The organism is Achromobacter sp. UBA4530, assembly GCF_002388205.1.
Classification (GTDB): domain Bacteria; phylum Pseudomonadota; class Gammaproteobacteria; order Burkholderiales; family Burkholderiaceae_B; genus Achromobacter; species Achromobacter animicus.
In genome coordinates, this window is sequence record NZ_DGMA01000009.1 from 58,616 (window position 1) to 75,817 (window position 17,202).

13 protein-coding genes are annotated in these 17,202 nt (G+C 66.8%); 6 read left to right on the plus strand and 7 right to left on the minus strand.

Annotated elements, in window-relative coordinates; translation table 11 throughout:
* Positions 1–173: 173 nt before the first annotated feature.
* Positions 174–803 (plus strand): hypothetical protein, encoded by a 630-nt coding sequence (locus B2W22_RS09755; RefSeq protein WP_286937400.1) that lies wholly within the window; start codon positions 174–176, stop codon positions 801–803.
* An 80-nt stretch (positions 804–883) separates the two neighbouring features.
* Here the strand turns inward: B2W22_RS09755 and B2W22_RS09760 are convergent, their stop codons facing one another.
* The 4 genes from B2W22_RS09760 to B2W22_RS09775 all read right to left on the minus strand — a co-directional run bounded on the left by B2W22_RS09760 (position 884) and on the right by B2W22_RS09775 (position 8,791).
* Positions 884–4,240, minus strand: a complete 3,357-nt coding sequence (locus B2W22_RS09760; protein WP_286937402.1) for an autotransporter outer membrane beta-barrel domain-containing protein — start codon at positions 4,238–4,240, stop codon at positions 884–886.
* A gap of 359 nt (positions 4,241–4,599) precedes the next feature.
* Positions 4,600–6,681: a tetratricopeptide repeat protein gene (locus B2W22_RS28510; RefSeq protein ID WP_286937404.1), complete on the minus strand. Its 2,082-nt coding sequence runs from the start codon at positions 6,679–6,681 to the stop codon at positions 4,600–4,602.
* 83 nt (positions 6,682–6,764) lie between these two features.
* Positions 6,765–8,123, minus strand: coding sequence for an ATP-binding protein (locus tag B2W22_RS09770; RefSeq protein WP_286937405.1), 1,359 nt, complete (start codon positions 8,121–8,123; stop codon positions 6,765–6,767).
* On the minus strand, positions 8,120–8,791 hold the full coding sequence (locus tag B2W22_RS09775) for a response regulator (RefSeq protein WP_286937407.1): 672 nt from the start codon (positions 8,789–8,791) through the stop codon (positions 8,120–8,122). Before B2W22_RS09775 ends, B2W22_RS09770 begins: the two co-directional genes overlap by 4 nt.
* A gap of 125 nt (positions 8,792–8,916) precedes the next feature.
* Here B2W22_RS09775 and B2W22_RS09780 point away from each other — a divergent pair, with 125 nt between their 5' ends.
* The 5 genes from B2W22_RS09780 to B2W22_RS09800 are packed head-to-tail and all read left to right on the plus strand — an operon-like array spanning position 8,917 to position 13,169.
* Positions 8,917–9,543, plus strand: coding sequence for a thermostable hemolysin (locus B2W22_RS09780; RefSeq protein WP_175122637.1), 627 nt, complete (start codon positions 8,917–8,919; stop codon positions 9,541–9,543).
* Positions 9,540–11,033: an AMP-binding protein gene (locus B2W22_RS09785; RefSeq protein WP_286937410.1), complete on the plus strand. Its 1,494-nt coding sequence runs from the start codon at positions 9,540–9,542 to the stop codon at positions 11,031–11,033. The genes B2W22_RS09780 and B2W22_RS09785 overlap by 4 nt, the downstream gene beginning before the upstream one ends.
* Positions 11,030–11,701 carry a TenA family transcriptional regulator gene (locus B2W22_RS09790; protein ID WP_286937411.1) on the plus strand — a complete coding sequence of 224 codons (672 nt, stop codon included), beginning with the start codon at positions 11,030–11,032 and terminating at the stop codon, positions 11,699–11,701. Before B2W22_RS09785 ends, B2W22_RS09790 begins: the two co-directional genes overlap by 4 nt.
* On the plus strand, positions 11,698–12,513 hold the full coding sequence (locus tag B2W22_RS09795) for an SDR family oxidoreductase (RefSeq protein WP_175122640.1): 816 nt from the start codon (positions 11,698–11,700) through the stop codon (positions 12,511–12,513). Before B2W22_RS09790 ends, B2W22_RS09795 begins: the two co-directional genes overlap by 4 nt.
* On the plus strand, positions 12,510–13,169 hold the full coding sequence (locus B2W22_RS09800) for a tetratricopeptide repeat protein (protein WP_175184566.1): 660 nt from the start codon (positions 12,510–12,512) through the stop codon (positions 13,167–13,169). Before B2W22_RS09795 ends, B2W22_RS09800 begins: the two co-directional genes overlap by 4 nt.
* A 1-nt stretch (position 13,170) precedes the next feature.
* Here B2W22_RS09800 and B2W22_RS09805 read toward each other — a convergent pair whose 3' ends face one another.
* From B2W22_RS09805 to B2W22_RS09815, 3 genes are all read right to left on the minus strand, one after another.
* Entirely contained in the window at positions 13,171–15,525 is a 2,355-nt protein-coding gene (locus B2W22_RS09805; protein WP_286937414.1) for a TonB-dependent siderophore receptor, read from the minus strand.
* 202 nt (positions 15,526–15,727) lie between these two features.
* Positions 15,728–16,696, minus strand: a complete 969-nt coding sequence (locus tag B2W22_RS09810) for a FecR domain-containing protein (RefSeq protein ID WP_254594921.1) — start codon at positions 16,694–16,696, stop codon at positions 15,728–15,730.
* Positions 16,675–17,184, minus strand: a complete 510-nt coding sequence (locus B2W22_RS09815) for a sigma-70 family RNA polymerase sigma factor (protein WP_175122642.1) — start codon at positions 17,182–17,184, stop codon at positions 16,675–16,677. The genes B2W22_RS09810 and B2W22_RS09815 overlap by 22 nt, the downstream gene beginning before the upstream one ends.
* Positions 17,185–17,202 lie beyond the last annotated feature (18 nt).

Consider the following 17,202-nt stretch of genomic DNA (forward strand, 5'->3'; position numbering starts at 1 on the left):
GGCTTGTCTGCATGAAGCCAGCCATTGCGCGTCAAACTGCCCGCTTCAGATGGGGTACGCTGTCACGCTCGCAAATCCGGGAAGTCTTTGATATGTGGCGCGCGCTTTTCAAAATGTCGTTGACGGTGGGTTGGGGGCTTTGGCTGGCCGCCATGGCGTGGTTCGCATTCGGTATGGCGCGCTACATACCGTCCGCCGACGCGACGCTGACGCCCATCATGCTGATGCCCGGCCAGACGGCGCGGGCCGAGGTTTACCGCATCCGCGAAGCGCCGCTGTGGATGGAGGCGCGATTCGGTGGTCCGATGGGCCGGGACCGGCCTGAATTGGGAGATTCCGCGACGCGCATCGGTGCGCTGGACGCGAAGCCGCGCAACGTCAATCCCGGAGAGCCGGTGCGAATCCGCGTGCGCGATGGCAAGGAGCTGGACATCGTGGTGAGCGCGGCGCCGCGCAGCGGCGCCAGCGCCACGCATTTCTATCGCAAGCTCTGGCCTGAAAGCCATGCCGACGGCGCGCAGCTTGAGACCGCGCCGGGCTTTCCGATGCTGGCGAAGGGGGCGTCGGATCTGACCTTCACGGTGGAAGAGGTTGGACCAGCGCTTCAAGGCGAGCAGATCGAACTGGAGATCAGCGCGCCCATCGGGTTGAAGCGTACGGCGCCGGGGTGGGATGACGTTTCCACCTTCATTTTCTGGCCGTTCTATGCCGCGATTTTGGGCGCGTGGGCGCTGATATGGGCAGGGCTGACGTGGTGGTATCGCCGACGGAGCCGGCGGACGGCGAAGCGGGAATTTGCCTGAGTTCAAAGCAACAAGGCCCACGCGATTGCGTGGGCCTTGTTGCTTGCCGGGGCGGCTGAAATCCCGAATGCCGCCGCGCTTTAGAACCGGTACGACGCTTGCAACTGGAACGTCTGTCCCGACACGTTGCCGGTGTCGAACAGGCGGTCGTAGCTGGCGGTCAGGTCCATGGCCTTGCTGACGGGCAGCGTCAGGCCCAGGCCCGCAGAGAACATGCCGCGCGAAGGCGCCACGCCGGGCAGCGTGAAGCCGGTGCCGTCGCTCGCCGTAGCACGGAACTCGCGGTTGGTGTCGAGGGTTTCGTAGGCGTAACCGACGCGGGCCTCGACGACGGCAGGCTTGTCCGACTTCATGCTGAAGGGCAGGCCCACGACGAGTTGCGCATAGGGCTGCAGGCTGTTGAAGTCCTGGGCGCCGACATCCAGGTTCTGGCTGGTCGAACCAGTTTCGCTGAAGCGTTCGGTGTGCAGGTATTGATAGCGCAGGCCGAGACGCGGCGTGATCGAGAGCGGGCCGGCAGCCAGCGGCAGGCTGGCTTGCAGGCCGGCCGTGATCTCCTGGCCGTCCGAGTCGCCCCGGGCCTTGCCCGGGCCGGGGAAGGACCGGCGCGTCTGGAGAAAGTCGTAGGCGGCGCCGACCGTCGCGGCGATGGTGACCGCACCCAGGCGGCGGCTACCGTAGCCTGCGATGCGCAGGGTGTCGATCTTGCCGCTTGCCTCGTCTTCGGTCACATCGACGTGGCTATAGCCGCCCGCGACGCCCAGCGTCCACGCGCCAACCTGCTGATCCAGGCCGGCCAGAAAGCCGTAATGGCGATCCTTGTAGCTGGGCGCGTCGTCGTTGCCGCGCACGTTGACGCTGTTGGAGACGATCTGGGCCCAGGCTTGGCGGTCGGGGCGCGCGCAATTGGCGGGCGTCGCGGCGTCGGCGCAATCCTGGCCCAGGCGCGCGAGCAGCGTGTCGTTCACGCGCTGGCCTTCGCGGATGGCGGCCGAGGCGACCGCGCCGAAGATCGTGGCGTTGGTGGGGGCAATGACGACGGTCCCGCCGCCAGTGTCCGTGCCGCCGCCGGTGTCGGCGCCGCCGCCGGTGTCCGTACCGCCGCCGGTATCCGTGCCACCGCCAGTATCCGTGCCGCTGGCGGCCAGCGTGAGGGTGCTGCCGTCGGCCAGGTTCTGCACGCTTTGCGCCAGTTCGGCCGGCGCGTTGCTGGTCACGGACGCGAAACGGCCGGTGACGCTGGCCGCGTCGACGATGCGGAAGGACGTCGCGCTGTAGGTGCCTGGGCCGTACAGCACGTTCAGCGTGCCGGCCAGGGTGGCGGTGCCGCTCACCTTCAGTTGCGAAGCCGTGGTGGGGCTGACGTCGATGAACAGCGTACCGGTCGGGGACTGCGTGTAATTGCCCAGGATCGTCAGGGTGCCGATGGAGCCGCCCGGACGCACGACGCCGTCGTTGGTCACATTGCCGCCGATGGAGCCGTGTCCGCGCAGCGTGCCTGCGCTGCCGACGGCCACGTCGCCCAGGATGCTGGCGGTGGGATGCGCGGCATCACCGATCTCCAGCGTACCCGCGGTCACCGAGGTGCCGCCCGAGTAGGTGTTCACGCCGTTCAGGATCAGCATGCCGCTGCCGGTCTTGGCCAGCGCGCCGCTGCCGGTCAGCTTGGAATCGATGATGGCGGTGGCGTTGGCATCGACCTCGATGGCCGAGGTGGCCGCCGTCAGCCCGATGGCGTCGCCGGTGACGCGGTAGCCATCGGTGGAGAACTGCATGCCGTTCACGGCGATTGCGCCGTGGCTGGCGTCGACCGTCACGGTGCCCGCCGCGCCGCCGAACACGGGTCGCACGTCGGTCAGGTCGAGCTGGCCGTTGGCGGCGCCATCGGTCGAGGTCCAGTTCTTGCCGTTGGCCGTCCAGGTGCCGGAGCCGCCGGCAATCGTGCCGTCGGCCACGGTGTTGGCGCCGTCCCAGTAGTGGGTCTGGGCGTCAGGCGCGATGGTCACGGTCAGCGCGCCGTTCACGTCGCTCAGTTGGGCGAGCAGGCCGTTGTTGGTGGAGACGAAAGCCGTGTTGTTGGCATAGGTGCCGGACCCGGTCGGGCGCACGACCGTGTAGGACTGGCCATTGGCCAAACCCGTGCCGTCCAGGCTGATCGCCGCGCTGCTGATGGCCGCCGAGCCGTTCACGTCCAGGTAGCTATAGCTGCTGGTGTCGACGACATTGAAGGCCAGTCCGCCGCCGGTCTGCGAATAGTCGCCCGTGACGGTGATGGGGTTGTTGATCTGAAGGGTCGCGCCGGTGTTGATGACGGAACGGCCCACCGCAGCGATGTCGTTGTTCAGCAGCAGGTTTCCGCGCGAAAACACCAGGTTTGCACCCGTTACCTTGATGAGGCCTTTGTCGGCCACGCCCAGGCCGCCGCTCACGCCGGTAAGGGTGCCGAAGACGTTGCCGCTGCCGCCTGCGATGACGAGGGGGATGGCGCTGGCGGAGGTCAGGTCGCCCGCGATGAGGCCGCTGTTGGTGATCGTACTGATATAGCTGTTGCTATCGAGCTGGATCGCCGCATTCCGGCCGGTGATGGTGCCGCTATTGGCGAGCAGGCTTACGCTGCTGGCTCGGGACAGGTAGATGCCGGTATCGAACGACCCGCCCATGGCGCTGCTGGGCGCACCCACGATCAGGCCCGTGTTGGTGATGGTGCCCGCCGTGCTGGCATCCATGAAGATGCCTGCGATGTCGCCAGAGATGGTCCCGGAATTCGTGAGCGTGCCTAACCGGGCGTTGTCCTGAGCCAGGATGCCTAGCTGACCTACGATGGTCCCATCGTTTTGCAGCGTTTCGATGGCGCCATTTTCGGTGACCACACCGAACCCCGAGAGGAAACCGCCGATCTTGGCGCTTTGCAAGGCGCCGGTGTTGGTCAGGTTGGTGATCGTTCCGCCGTCGTTCCAGATGGCTGCAATCGTCCCTCCGAAGGAACTGTTGCTGCTGATCATCCCGTCATTGCTGATCGTGGCGATGCTGCCCTCATTGAAGATCCCCGCACGTGCGCCGGCGATGGAGCCGCCCGTGTTGTTGACCACGCTGGTGATGCTTCCGGACCCTGTATTCCGAATGCCGGCCACGGTGACGCCCGTTCCGGTGGACCAGATCAAGCCATTGTTTTGCACCTGATCCAGAACGCCGTCGTTCTGCAGGCCCGCCAGTGTGCCAACGATGGTGCCGGAGTTCGTCAGTAAGGAGCCAGGGGTGGTGTTGGCGGCGTGCAGACCGATGTCGGTGCCGGAAAGGCTTCCAAAACCCGTGATCGTAATGTTGCCTTTCGTCCAATCGATGCAATCAACGGCGCCTACAACGGTCGAGTTGCCCGAGTAGTTAAGCGCGACGCACCCCGCGGCATGGACCATGCCGGGAAGCAGGCTGGCGGCCACGAGGGAAACACCCGACAGAATTTGCGTCGACCGGGCAGGCGCCGCCCTCGAGCCGGCTCGCGCGGATGCCACGGGAAAAGAAGGTGTACGTTTTTTTCGGTGTTTCAGCTTCAAGGCAAGCTCCCGCCTGGGGCGATTTCGGTTGGAATGTGCGGCAACCGTTGGAGCTATGGACTATCCGCGCGGCCGGTGCCAGGGTATGAGGCTAGACAGGCGGCCTTTTGCTGGGGCGTACTATCTCACCCCGCACATTACTGGCGATGCCGCGGTCTCAAAGGCCGCAATAGTGCCGAAATTCAGGCCTTTTTCCGGTTGTCACTGCGGGCGCGCCGGCTTGGGCGCCGGTTGCGCCCGCATGTTCATGCCTGGCCGCGGTGAAACCGGGTGGCCAGCGCCTGCCCCACGTCGTGCATGACCCGCTTCCAATCGCCCGGCGCGGGCTGGCGAAACAATTGCAGCGACGGATACCAGGGGGAGTCGGACCGCTGCAACAGCCAGCGCCAGTCGGGCAGGAAAGGCAGCAGCACCCAGGCGGGCCGATTCAATGCGCCGGCCAGATGCACGGGCGAGGAGTCGACCGAGACGAGCAGATCGGCCAGGGACAGGATCGCGGCGGTGTCCTCGAAGTCGGCGATCTCGGCATCCAGCGGCACGATGTTCATGCCGGCCGGGGCCGTGGCGGCCTGGGCCGCGGCAGGGCCTTTCTGGATGGCCAGGTACGTGATGCCGGGCACGGCGAGGGGCACCATATCCGCCAAGGCAAGAGACCGGTTGGCGTCGTTCGAATGCGTGGGTCTGCCTGCCCAGGCCAGCGCCACCCATGGCCGTGGCAAGCCGGCCAGCCGCTTGCGCCATTTCTCGACGCGGGCCGCATCGGCCGACAGGTAGCCGACCTGGCCCGGCAGGTCGGCCATGCGCAGGCCGATCGCCATGGGCAGGGACATCAGTTCGCAGTGCTGGTCGAACGGCGGGGGTATCTGTCCGCGCGGGAAGGCGTCCGGGCCGACGAGGCGCCGGGCAAAGGACAGCAGGTCGGGATGGACTTCCAGCACGACGCGCGCGCCGCTGCGGGTCCGGGCCGCGTCGATCAGGCGCATGAATTGCAGCGTGTCGCCGTACCCCTGCTCGTCATGAATGAGCAGCGTCTGGCCATCGATGCGGCTGCCGTCCCAGCGCGGCCGCTGCACCTTGCGGTCCATCGCCGCGGTATGGGAAAGGCTGTAGCGCCAACGGTATTCCGTCCAGCCGCGCTCGAAATCCCCTTGCAGCAAGCGCGTTTCGGCCAGGTCGAATCGGGCGGACAGGTTGCCGGGCATGGCTGTCGCGAGCATGGCCTGAATGTCAGCGGCTTCCTGAACGCGCCCTTGAAATTTCACTGCCAGACCGAGAAGGCGCCAAAGTACGGCGGGCGCGCCGCGCGGGTCCATGTTCTCGCGCAGTAGCCGCTCGGCTTCGGCGCTCTGTCGCTCAGTCAGCAGATCGCGGACGCGGCGTGCCAAGTCATCCAAGTCTTGCGCCAGCGCAGCGCCTGGGGCGGCTGCTGCGCCCGGTGCGCCCGGTGCGCCCGGGTGTGCCCCAACTGGCGCCGCGTCCGTTGACGCCGCCAGCACTTCGGCTGTTGCAGCCTGCAAGCCGCATGCCGTCCGCAAACGCGTGCGCAGTTCAAGCGCCTGCGGGTGGCTGGGTGCGAAGGTCAGCAGCGCTTCGGTCCATTGCATCGCTGTCACGGGCCGCGACCGCGCCGCTTCGATTTCCGCCAGATTGATGTACGCGTTCGCCAGGCGCGGGTTGCATTCGATGGCGCGCTGCCCGGCGTTTGCCGCGGCGTCGTAATCGCCTAGTTCGCGCAGCACGAAGGCTAGATTGCTGTGCGCCTCGGCGTAGTCGCCGCGCAATGCGAGCGCCTGGGTGTAGCGCTGGCGCGCTTCGTCCAGGCGATTCACGCCCGTGTATGCGTTGCCGAGGTTGTTGAGGGCTTCCGGACTGTGCGGTTGAAGTTCCGCCACCCGCTCAAGGCAATCGACGCTGTCGGCGTGGCGCCCGGACTCCTGCAGGATGATGCCCAGGTTGTTCCACGCCATGACCAGCCCGGGTTCTCGTTGCGTGGCATGGCGCGCGGCGGCCTCGCCTTCAGCGAGCAGGCCTTGCTGCCGGCAGATTTCGGCCAGGTTGCCGAAGTAGACCGCGGGCGCGGCGTCTGTCTTGCAAGCGTGCCGCAGCAGGTCGAGCGCCAGCGCGGGCTGGCCGTGCGTATGCGCGATCAGGCCCAGCAGATGGGAGGCATCGGCCTGTCCGGGCGACGCGGCCAGAATGCGCCGGCAGAGGATTTCCGCCTGGGCCGCCTGCCCGGCGCTCCAGTGGGCATGGGCCTGTCGCAGGGCTTCAGGCAGGGAAAGCAGCTCGCCTGTCGTCGGCGTGGGCGGTGCGGGCTTGGGGGCCATGGTGAGACCGGCGGCCGCCGCTCAGGGCGGCCTGAAGGGGAATGTGAAGCGCAGATTCTAGTGCCTTCGCGCGGGCTTGCCATCTACGCGCCGCGGCGTATCGTGACCCGCAAGCCCGGGCCGAAGTCGCTTTCCGCATCGCGCATGGCAAAGGCAATGCGCATCCCGTGCGCGTGGGCGATGCGGCGGGCAATGGAGACGCCCAGGCCGCTGCCGGCTTCCTCGTTGCCGGCGGCGCGCAGAAACCGGTCGCCCAGCCGCGGCAACACTTCGGGCGCGACGCCCGGCCCCTGGTCGTCGACCGAGATATCCGAGGGCGAGAAGGCCAGGCGCACCCGGCCATGGCGCGGGCCGTACCGGATGGCGTTGTCCAGGATGTTCTTCAGCATGATGACCAGGGCGTCGGCATCGCCCGCCATGGGCAGCGGCAGGACGCCCGGCTCGGGCCATTCCACCGCGATGTCCACGTCCCGCCGGTTGGCGATCCAGAGGCAGTCGCTGACGGCCTGCTTGGCCACGGTGCGCCAGTCAACGGAGCCGCCGAAGTCGGTGTGACTGGCATTGTCCAATCGCGCCATCGTCAGCAACTGCGATACCAGCCGGTCCAGCCGCTCCATCCCGCGCGTCACGCTGGTTTGCGCCTCGCGCAGCGCGTCCGGGTCTCGCGTGCGCTGCATCACATCCCATTGCGCCCGCACCGCGGCCAGCGGCGTGCGCAGCTCGTGCGCGGCATCCGCGGTCAGCCGGCGCTCTTGCTCGATCAGCGTACCGACCCGCGCAAGCAAGCCGTTCATGGAAGTCACTAGCGGCGTGAGTTCGCCCGGCACGCCGGACAGCGGCAGGGGCTTGGCGTCGTCCGGGCTGCGTCGTTCCAGTTCGGACGATAGCCTGCGCACGGGGGACATCGCCTGGCGCACCGCGTAGATCAGCAGCCCGATCAGCACCGGCAGGCCCAACAGCCAGGGCAGGATCTGGCCCGCCACGTAGGCGATCACCAGGTCGTCGCGTTCTCCGATGCGCTGTCCCACGGCGACCCGCGTCGGGCCGGATGGATCGTCCAGGTAAAAGAGCCGCCAGGGTTCCCCGTTGACGATGCTTTCCGCAAACCCTTCGCGGTCTTCGTTGCGGGGAAACTGCATGGCTTCGGGATCCAGCACCAGAGGGGCCTGCGCGCCGCGCCATATGGCCACCGAAAGATCGCCAAGGCCGGCATCGCCCGCCGTGCCCGATGCGGGCAACTGGGCACGCGCAGGCTGTGTCTGGGTGGAAGGCGGGATCAGCGCCGATATCGCGATCGTCTGCTGCGCCAGGCGCACCATGTCGGTGTCGTAGAGCTCGTTGATCTCGTGGGCGGCGCGCCAGTACGTGCCTGCGATGGTGACGAGCCACGCGAATGGCGCCGCAAGCAGCACGGCAATGATCAGGCGGCGTTGCAATGTCATGAGTCGGCTTCCACCTGGCCCAGCGCGTAACCCGAACCCCGCACGGTGCGCACGATTTTCGGGTGAATCTTCTTGCGCAGATGGTGCACGAACACCTCAAGCGCATTGCTTTCGAGTTCGGCATCCCAGTCGTAAAGCTTGTCGCGGATGAAATCGCGCGTCAGCACGCGATTGGGATGCGTGAGGAACAGTTCCAGCAGCAGGGCTTCGCGCGTTGTGAGGTCCACTTTCTGGCCTTTCCAATGCACTTCGTGCAGGGCAGGGTGGTAGTCAAGATCGCCATGACGCCAGACGGGCTCGGGCTTGCCGGCGACGCGCCGCGTCACCGCGCGCAGGCGTGCCGCCAGTTCATCCAGAGTGATGGGTTTGATGAGGTAATCGTCCGCGCCGGCATCCAGGCCCGCGATGCGGCTTGAAACCGCCTCGCGCGCCGTCAGGATGACAACTGGCATGGTGCGGCCATCGCGGCGCCAGCGGTTGAGCAGAGACACGCCGTCTTCTCCCGGCAGCCCGAGATCGAGAACGACGGCGTCGTAATGCACGAAGCTGATCGCCTGATCTGCTTCCCGGCTGCTCGAGAACCAGTCGACCGCATAGCCCAGAAGCCGTAAGCCGGACTTCAGGCCATCACCAATGAGGGGGTCATCTTCGATGATGAGAATTCTCATTTGTCGTCTCTCGCCGTGCAGCGCTGAGATTAGCACCGCGCGGCGGTTAATTTCTCATTAAGGTTCCATGCCTAAGCTGCGCTCCATCGTATCGGGAAAATCAGTTCCTAAGCATGGAATACCGCATGCCCCACAACAAATGTTTCGCCCCGTCCGCCTGGACGGCGATGGCCGCGCAGCCCCGGCCCATGCCCGCAACGCTGCACGTCCACCCCCTCGAAGATCCGATGCGCGCGCGGATCGAGACCTACATTCACCAACGTTATCAACAGCGCTTCGGCGCCCGGCTGACCGAGTGGCTGCCCACGCTGGTCAGCGTGCAGCGCGACGGCGAGATCCTGGCGGCGGCGGGCTATCGCAGCGCGAGCGATCCGCTTTTTCTGGAGCGCTATCTGTCCGCGCCCATCGAGCAATACCTGCGCGATCAAGGCGCGCCTGTTGCGCGCCGTCTCATCGTTGAAGCCGGGCAGTTCGCCGCTGTGCGTCCCGGCGGCGGCAGATTGCTGGTGCCGCTCCTGGCAAGGCATCTGCACGCCGAGGGCTTTGATTGGGCGGTCAGCACGCTCACCATCGAATTGCACCATCTGTTCCGGCGGATGGGGCTGGCGCATCAGCCGATCTCGGCGGCAACTTCGGACCATCTGAACGAAGCCGAGCGCAAGGACTGGGGCAATTACTACGCGCATGCGCCGACGGTGTTCGCGGGGCGGCTCAAAGCCATTCTTGGCCGGCTTCCGGAGATGGACGTATGAACGTGTCCGATTTCTTTGCACTGTTGAAAGACCCCGCGCGTGCCCGTGCATTGGCGGTTCAGACGCCGGCCGAGGGGCCGGATTACGCCGCGCTCCTCGCCCGTGTGGACAAGCTTGCCGAAAGCCTAACGGCGCGAGGGGCGACGGTGGTGGCCTCGCTGATGGACAACGGTCTTGAGTGGATCGTGCTGGATCTGGCCTGTCTTCAAGCGGGCGTGGTGCACGTGCCCCTGCCGCTGTTCTTCACGCCGGGCCAGTGGCGCGAAACCCTGGACGCCGCAGGCGTGAACGCCGTCGTCGGACCTGCGTCATTGCAGCCTATGTTGCAGGCGTTCGGTTTTGAGACCGCCGCGCAATGGCAGGGCCACACGGCCCTCTTCCGGCGCGCTTTCGCCAAGGTGCCGTTGCCCGCTGGCACGGCGAAGATCACGTTTACGTCCGGCTCGACCGGCAGTCCGAAAGGCGTGTGCCTGGGCGCGGCCGAGATGCTGGCGGTGGCGAGCGGTCTGGCGGCCGCCACGCGGCCGTTTGGCATTCGCCGCCATTTCACCGCATTGCCCTTGCCGGTTTTGCTGGAGAACATCGCGGGCGTCTACGCGCCACTGATCGAGGGCGCGGCGATCTGCGTCAACCCGCTGAAGGACGTCGGGCTTCAGGGATCGTCGCGCTTCGACCCCGCCGTGTTTCATCAAGGCCTCGTGGCGGGCCGCGCACAAAGCGTCATCGTGTTGCCGCAGATGCTGCGCGCTTACGCGGGCTGGCTAGGGTCGGCAGAAATCCTGGGCCCCGAGACGCTGCGATTTGTCGCGGTGGGCGGCGCGGCAGTCGGAAGGGATCTGCTGGAAAGCGCTCGTACGCTGGGAATTCCCGCCTATGAAGGCTACGGTCTTTCGGAGGCCTGCTCGGTACAGACCCTGAATCTGCCCGGCGCGGATTGTCCCGGATCGGCGGGCCGCCCCTTGCCGCATGCGCGTGTGCGCGTGGCCGCCGACGGTGAAATCGAAGTGGCCGGCGCGCTTGCGCTCGGATACCTGGGGCAGCCCGCGATGCCCTCGGCATGGCTGCCGACAGGCGACCTGGGCCGCATCGACGACGCCGGATTTCTGCATATCCGGGGTCGCAAGAAGAATGTGCTGATCACCGGATACGGACGCAACGTGTCGCCCGAATGGGTCGAGCTGCGCCTGGCGAACCAGCGCGTCATCGCCCATTGCGTCGTGCTGGGCGAAGGCCAGGCGTCGCTGGGCGCCGTGATCTGGCCGCTGGGCAATCCCAGCGACAGCGCCATTCAGGCGTGTGTCGACGAGGTCAACCAGAGGCTGCCGGACTATGCCCGCATCGGGTCCTGGATGCGCGCGCGGGCCGAGTTCTCTGCCACCAGCGGCCTGGCGACGGTGAATGGGCGTCCGCGCCGGCAGGCCGTCGCCGAACTGCATGCCGATCTCTATTCCGCGGGTTACCGCTCAACCGTTGATGTAGACCCATCATGACCTTTTTCGAACAGTTGCTTGCTCAGACGCGCGAGGCCCGCGAGGCCCTGGTGGCCACGCCCATCATCCAGGATTGCCTGCGCGGCCAGGTCGCGCGGCCTGCCTATGCGGCGTTTCTGCGCGAGGCCTATCACCACGTCAGCCACACCGTGCCGCTTATGCACGCGTGCCGTGCACGCATGCCCGCCCGCCTGGCGTGGATGCAGCCCGCGCTGGATGAATACATCGAGGAGGAGACCGGCCACGATGCCTGGATCCTTAATGACCTGCGTGCGCTGGGGCACGATGCGGACGAGGTTCGCCGCGGCGGGCCAGGGCCGGCCACCGAAATCATGGTGGCCTACGCCTACGACACCATCGCGCGAAAGAATCCGGTGGGATTCTTCGGCATGGTGCACGTGCTGGAGGGCACCAGCGTCACGCTGGCCTTGAACGCCGCCGACCAGATCCAGCGCGCGCTGGCGCTGCCGCCAAGCGCCTTCAGCTATCTGCGGTCCCACGGCACGCTGGACCAGGAGCACACCGCGCACTTCGCCGATCTGGTCAACCGCCTGGACGATGATGCCGACCGGGCCGCCGTGGTCCACGCCGCCAACATGTTCTACGGGCTTTATGGGGCGATCTTCCGTTCCCTGCCGCGCTCGTCTTCGCAAGGACAAGGCGCATGAGCCCGCGCGATGCCTCCGTCGTGTTGACGGGCGCCGCGGGCGGCCTCGGAAGCGCGATTGCGCGCCGGCTCTTCGACGAAGGCGCGAGCCTGCTGCTGGTCGGGCGCAGCGAAGCGCCGTTGTTGGCGCTGGCGCAGTCGCTGAGCGCCGGCGCGCGCGATCGGGCACGCGTGGACGCGCTGGTGGTGGATGTGACCACCGACGCCGGCCGCAATGCGGTCATCGATGCAGCCGGCGCCCGCAATGCCAACGTGCTCATCAACAATGCGGCGCTAGCCGCGTTCGGGCCGGCGCAGTCCCTGCAGACCGAAGCGCTGCGCCAGCTTATGGACACGAATGTCGTCGCGCCCATGATGCTGACTGCCGGCATGCTGCCGCTGTTGCTGGCGCAGCCGCGCGCACAGGTGCTGAACATCGGATCGACGCTGGGCAGCCTGGGCGTGCCGGGGTTTTCCGCCTATGCGGCAAGCAAGGCCGCGCTTCGGATGTACTCCGAAGCCTTGCGCCGCGAACTGGCCGACTCGTCCGTCCGGGTGCAGTACTACGCGCCGCGGGCGATCGACACGCCGTTCAACTCGGCCGAGGTCCTGGCGTTCAACAAGGAGACCGATTCGGCCAGTGATAGCCCGGAAGAGATCGCGCAAGCCGTATCGCGCATGCTGCAACGCGAATCGCGCCAAGGCTTTGCGGGCGGAATCGAATCTGTCGCGGCGCGGTTGAATGGTCTTTGTCCTGAATGGTTCGATGGCGCGTTTGCAAAGCATCGTCGCGCATTGATGTCGTTGAAATTTCCTACTGGAGCCCAGTCATGAACTTGAATTCTGGCTTGCGCAATGCGGCCGCCGGCGTGCTGGCGGGCATGGCGTGTCTGTTTTCCACCCTTGCCGTGGCGGCTCCTGCCGAAATGGACCAGGGCATCCGCGAGCTTCAAAGTGGCTGGGCGGACATTCAATACAAGACCCCGCCCGATGATCGCGCCAAGCGCTTCGAGGCATTGTCCAAGCAGGCCCACGACCTGACGCAGCGTTACGTCAACAAGGCCGAACCGCATATCTGGGAGGGCATCATCCTGAGCTCGTGGGCCGGCGCCAAAGGCGGCATGGGCGCGCTTAGCCTGGCGAAACAGGCCAAGGCCGAATACGAAACCGCGATTCAGATCGACAGCAAGGCATTGGACGGGTCTGCGCTGAACAGCCTGGGCGTGCTGTATTACAAGGTGCCCGGCTGGCCGGTGGGCTTTGGCGACAACAAGCGTGCGGAGGCGTTGTTGCAGCAGGCGTTGGTCATCAACCCGGACGGCATAGACCCGAACTACTTCTATGCGGATTACCTGGTGTACCGGAACCGCAAGTCGGAGGCGGTTCCTTACCTGGAAAAGGCGTTGAAAGCGCCGCCCCGGCCCGGTCGCGAAGTGGCTGACGAGGGCCGGCGGGAGGAAGTGCGCACGCTGCTGAAGGCGGCCCGCTGAATCAATACTGATACCGCACCGTCAGCATCACGCTGCGCGGCTGGCCGTAGTAGTTTTGCCGCGAGGCGCCGCCAAGCTTTTCGTAATACTTGCGGTCAAACAGATTGTCGACGGTGAGCGTGCCTTCGACGTGGCGGTTGTATCGATAGCCGATCTGGGCCGAGACGAGCGCGTAGCTTCCCTGATCCCAACGCACGTTGCCGCTTTGCAGGTAGTTGCCGCTGTTCCAGCGTACGCCCGTGCCCACGCTGAAGCCTTCCAGCGCCGGCTGGGTGAAGCGGTAGCGGGTCCAGAGGTTGATGGCGTGACGCGGGGTGATTGTGCTGTACGACAGTCCCTGCTGGGCTTGGTTTGCCTCCAGGTATTTGGTCTGCGTGTAGGCGTAGCCGGCCACGATGTCCCAGTTCGGCAACGGCGATCCGCTGATCTCGGTCTCGAAGCCCTGGCTGCGCACCTTGCCCGCGGCCACCGAGTACATCGGGTTGTTCAGGTCGCTCATCGCCCGGTTGCGGTCCACGATCTGGAACAGGGCGGCATGCGCGTTGAGCGCGCCGTCCATGAATGCGCCTTTGACGCCCGTTTCGATCTGGCGTCCCACGCGCGGCGACAGCGTGCTGCCTTGCGCATCGATTTCGGTCTGCGGCTGGAAGATGCTGGTGTAGCTGGCGTAGGCGGAGAGCTGCGGCGTCAGTTCGTACACCAATCCGGCATACGGAGAGGGGCGCGCGTCGATGCGCGTCGTCGCCTGGCTGAAGTCGCCGAAGTACTGGTTGGCGTTGCGTGCGTCGTTCTTCCACCACGACAGGCGTGCGCCCGCGATGACCTTCAGGTGATCGGTCGCTTGAATGTTCGCGCGCGTGTACAGGCCGAATTCGCTGGTGCGGCCGTCGTTGCCGTTGACCTGTTCCATCTCGGGCTGTGGCATGTCGATGACCGGGTCATTTACGTTGGTCGGGAAGATCGTGCCGCCGCCGTAGTTGAATTGCTTGCGCGTATAGCTGTAGTCGGCGCCCACGAGCACGCTGTGCTCGCGGCCGAAAGCCTCGAACGGCAGGTTCACGTGCGCATCCGCGCCCGTGGTTTTCCAGTGGTTGCGGTACGACCAGGCGATGAGGTTGGTGTCTCCGGTGACCCGATCGACGGCGCGGTTGGGCCAGGTGGTCACGCGCGTCGGGGTGTCGGTGTCGCGATGAAAGACGCTTGCCTTCATGGAGCCGCCGCCATCCAGCCGGTGTTCCAGATCGGCAAAGACCTCGGTGGTTTCCTCTTCGATGCGGTTCCATTCGGCACTGAGATTGGTGCCGCGGCGCACGTCGAGCAGCGAGCCGTCGGCGTACGCGGGCAAGCCGAATGCCGGCGTAACGCGGGAGCGCTGATGCGTGATGCCCGCCGCCAGCGTCGTGGCGGATGTCAGGTCGGCCTCGACGATGCCGTAGAGCGTGGGCCGCTCGGAACTGACGCGGTCGACGAAGGACCCGCGGTCTTCGTAGGCGGCAATGAAGCGGCCGCGGACCTTGCCTTCGCTATCAAACGGCGTGCTCAGGTCGGCCACGGCACGGTAGTAGTCCCACGACCCGACGCTGGCCTGGGCGCCAAAGGCGAATTCCTGCATGGGGCGCTTGCGCACCAGATTCACGCTGCCGCCGGGCTCGCCGGTCCCTTGGTAGAGCCCGGAGGGGCCGCGCAGCACTTCGATGCGATCGTAGATGGCAAGGTCGAAGCCCGCCGACAGGTTGCCCGCGCCGGCCGGGGCGCGCATGCCGTCCACCTGGATCGAATCGAGCGAGTAGCCGCGAGAGATGAACCCGGAAATATTGCCGCCGCTGGATAGCGTCTCGACGGTCATGCCGGTGACGTTGCGCATCGCGTCCGAGAGGCTGTTCAGGTTCTGGTCGTCGAGCTGCTGGCGCGTGACGACGGACACCGACTGCGGAATTTCCTTGAGCGTCTGCGTGCCCTTGCCGATGGTGACGGCATTGCTGGTGTACGAGCCCGTGCCTTCGCTGGTGGCGCGCTCGGCCGCCCCGGTGACGGTGACGGGCGCCAGTTGCGTGACGCCGCCTTGCGGCACGGCCTGCAGCGCGTAGGTGCCGGCAGCGCTGGGCACGGCACGGTAGCCCGTGCCCACGAGCAGGCGGTCGAAGCCTTGCTGGACGTTCATCTCGCCAGAGATGCCCGGGCTTTGGCGGCCGGCGAGCCAGGCGGGGTCGTAGACGATCTGCACCCCGGCGGCGGCCGCGTAGCGCGCCAGCACGGCGTCGAGCGAGCCCGCGCCGATTGCGACGGTGCGCACTTGGGAGGCCGGCGCCGCGCCGGTCTGGGCCGCGGACTGTGCGCCCGCGGTGGCGCTTGCCATGGCCGTGCACCAGAGCGCCGTCCAGATCATTGCCTTGCGGGATCCTCTGCCCCGCGCTGCGCGTACACGTGCCATCACTCTTTCATCCTTTCATCGTCAAGCAAGAAGCGCCCGCATCCCCTTGATGCGGTCTTACTTCCTACTCCGCACGACAACGAAAAAGTGATCACCTCGACGCAAAATATTTTTCCCGCGCGGCCGTTCAAGCGCCGGCCGGACCGACCGATACCCAGTAGCGGGTGACGCGTTGCACCGCGATGGGCAGGCGTTCGGCCAAGGCTTGCAGCGCCGCATCGGTATCCCGCAGCGACAGCGCGCCGGACACCCGCAGGTCGGCGACCTCGGGGGCGCAGCGCAAAAACCCCGGGCGATGGCGCGCCAGCTCGGCCACCACATCGGCCAGGCGCTGGTCGCGCACGACCAGCATGCCTTGCTCCCAGAGCGCCGCGCCATCGTCCACCGGCGCCAGCGCGCCGGTCTGGGCAAGGGTGAAGCTGCCACGTTGCCCGGCGTCGATGCGCAGGGGCGTGCCATGGATCGGGCGTGCCAGCACCGCATGCTCGAACACCATGACCTCGGTGTGGTCCTCGACGACGCGTACCGAAAAGCGCGTGCCCAGCGCCTGCACCTCGCCCTGCGGGGTCTGCACCACGAAGGGCCGGTAGGTGGGCAGGGGCTCCTGGCCGGTGGTCACCAGCACCTCGCCGGCCACCAGCACCAGACGGCGCTCGCTGCTGCCGTAGCGCAGGTCGACGGCGCTGCCGCTGTTCAACACCAGCCGCGTGCCGTCGTCGAGCTGGCGTGTCAGTTGTTCGCCTGCGGCGGTGCGCAGGTCGGCGCGCCAGGCGGGCGCCTCGCGCCATGCCATCCAGCCTGCCGGGGCGAGCACGCCCAGTCCCAGCGCCGCGCGCAGCAGGGCTCGGCGACCCTGGCGTTTGCGGGTGGCGCGCAGCACGCGATGTCCGATGGGGGCGGGCAGGCCTTCGAATGCGCCCAGCACCTGTTCGGCGCGGGCCCACGCCTGCGTGTGGGCCTCGCCCTGCGCCAGCCAGCGTTCGAACGCGCGCCGCGTGTCCGCGTCGGCGGTCTCGTAGCGCAGCCGGATGACCCAGTCGGCGGCTTCCTCCAGCAATAGATCGCCCGGCGCGCTCATGCGGCGGCCGTCATGCACGCCATCAAGGCCTTGCGCAGATGGCGCCGGACCGTGATCACGGGTTTGCCAGTTTGTTGGGAGATTTCCTGCAGCGTCAGTCCGTCCAGTTGCGCCAGCAGGAACATCTCGCGCGTGGCAGCGGGCAGGCGCTGCAGCATGGCGTCGATCGCCACCAGCGTCTGCACGATCATGAGGCCCGTTTCTGGAGACGGCACCTGCGGCTCGGGCAGGTGCGCGATGGCGTCCAGATAGGCCTGCTGCACCGCGCGGCGGCGCCAATGGTCGACGAGCAGGCCCTTGGCAATATGCGTGATCAGCGCGCGCGGCTCCTCGCGCAGCACGGGCGGCCGGCGCGCGGCCATCAGCCGCACGAACGTGTCCTGCGCCAGATCGGCCGCGTCGCCGCTGTCGCCCAGCTTGCGATGCAGCCAGCCTTGCAGCCAGCCATGGTGATGGCGATAGAGCTGCTCGACCGCGGGGAGGGAAAGGGAGTCGGTAGATTGCAAGATGTCCAGCAGTCTACC

Coding starts and splice junctions, on each gene's coding strand:
- B2W22_RS09805 (WP_286937414.1), bottom strand. CDS start 15,525: ATGGCAAGCGCCACCGCGGGCGCACAGTCCGCGGCCCAGACCGGCGCG.
- B2W22_RS09785 (WP_286937410.1), top strand. CDS start 9,540: ATGAACGTGTCCGATTTCTTTGCACTGTTGAAAGACCCCGCGCGTGCC.
- B2W22_RS09790 (WP_286937411.1), top strand. CDS start 11,030: ATGACCTTTTTCGAACAGTTGCTTGCTCAGACGCGCGAGGCCCGCGAG.
- B2W22_RS09780 (WP_175122637.1), top strand. CDS start 8,917: ATGCCCCACAACAAATGTTTCGCCCCGTCCGCCTGGACGGCGATGGCC.
- B2W22_RS09755 (WP_286937400.1), top strand. CDS start 174: ATGGCGCGCTACATACCGTCCGCCGACGCGACGCTGACGCCCATCATG.
- B2W22_RS28510 (WP_286937404.1), bottom strand. CDS start 6,681: ATGGCCCCCAAGCCCGCACCGCCCACGCCGACGACAGGCGAGCTGCTT.
- B2W22_RS09795 (WP_175122640.1), top strand. CDS start 11,698: ATGAGCCCGCGCGATGCCTCCGTCGTGTTGACGGGCGCCGCGGGCGGC.
- B2W22_RS09775 (WP_286937407.1), bottom strand. CDS start 8,791: ATGAGAATTCTCATCATCGAAGATGACCCCCTCATTGGTGATGGCCTG.
- B2W22_RS09770 (WP_286937405.1), bottom strand. CDS start 8,123: ATGACATTGCAACGCCGCCTGATCATTGCCGTGCTGCTTGCGGCGCCA.
- B2W22_RS09800 (WP_175184566.1), top strand. CDS start 12,510: ATGAACTTGAATTCTGGCTTGCGCAATGCGGCCGCCGGCGTGCTGGCG.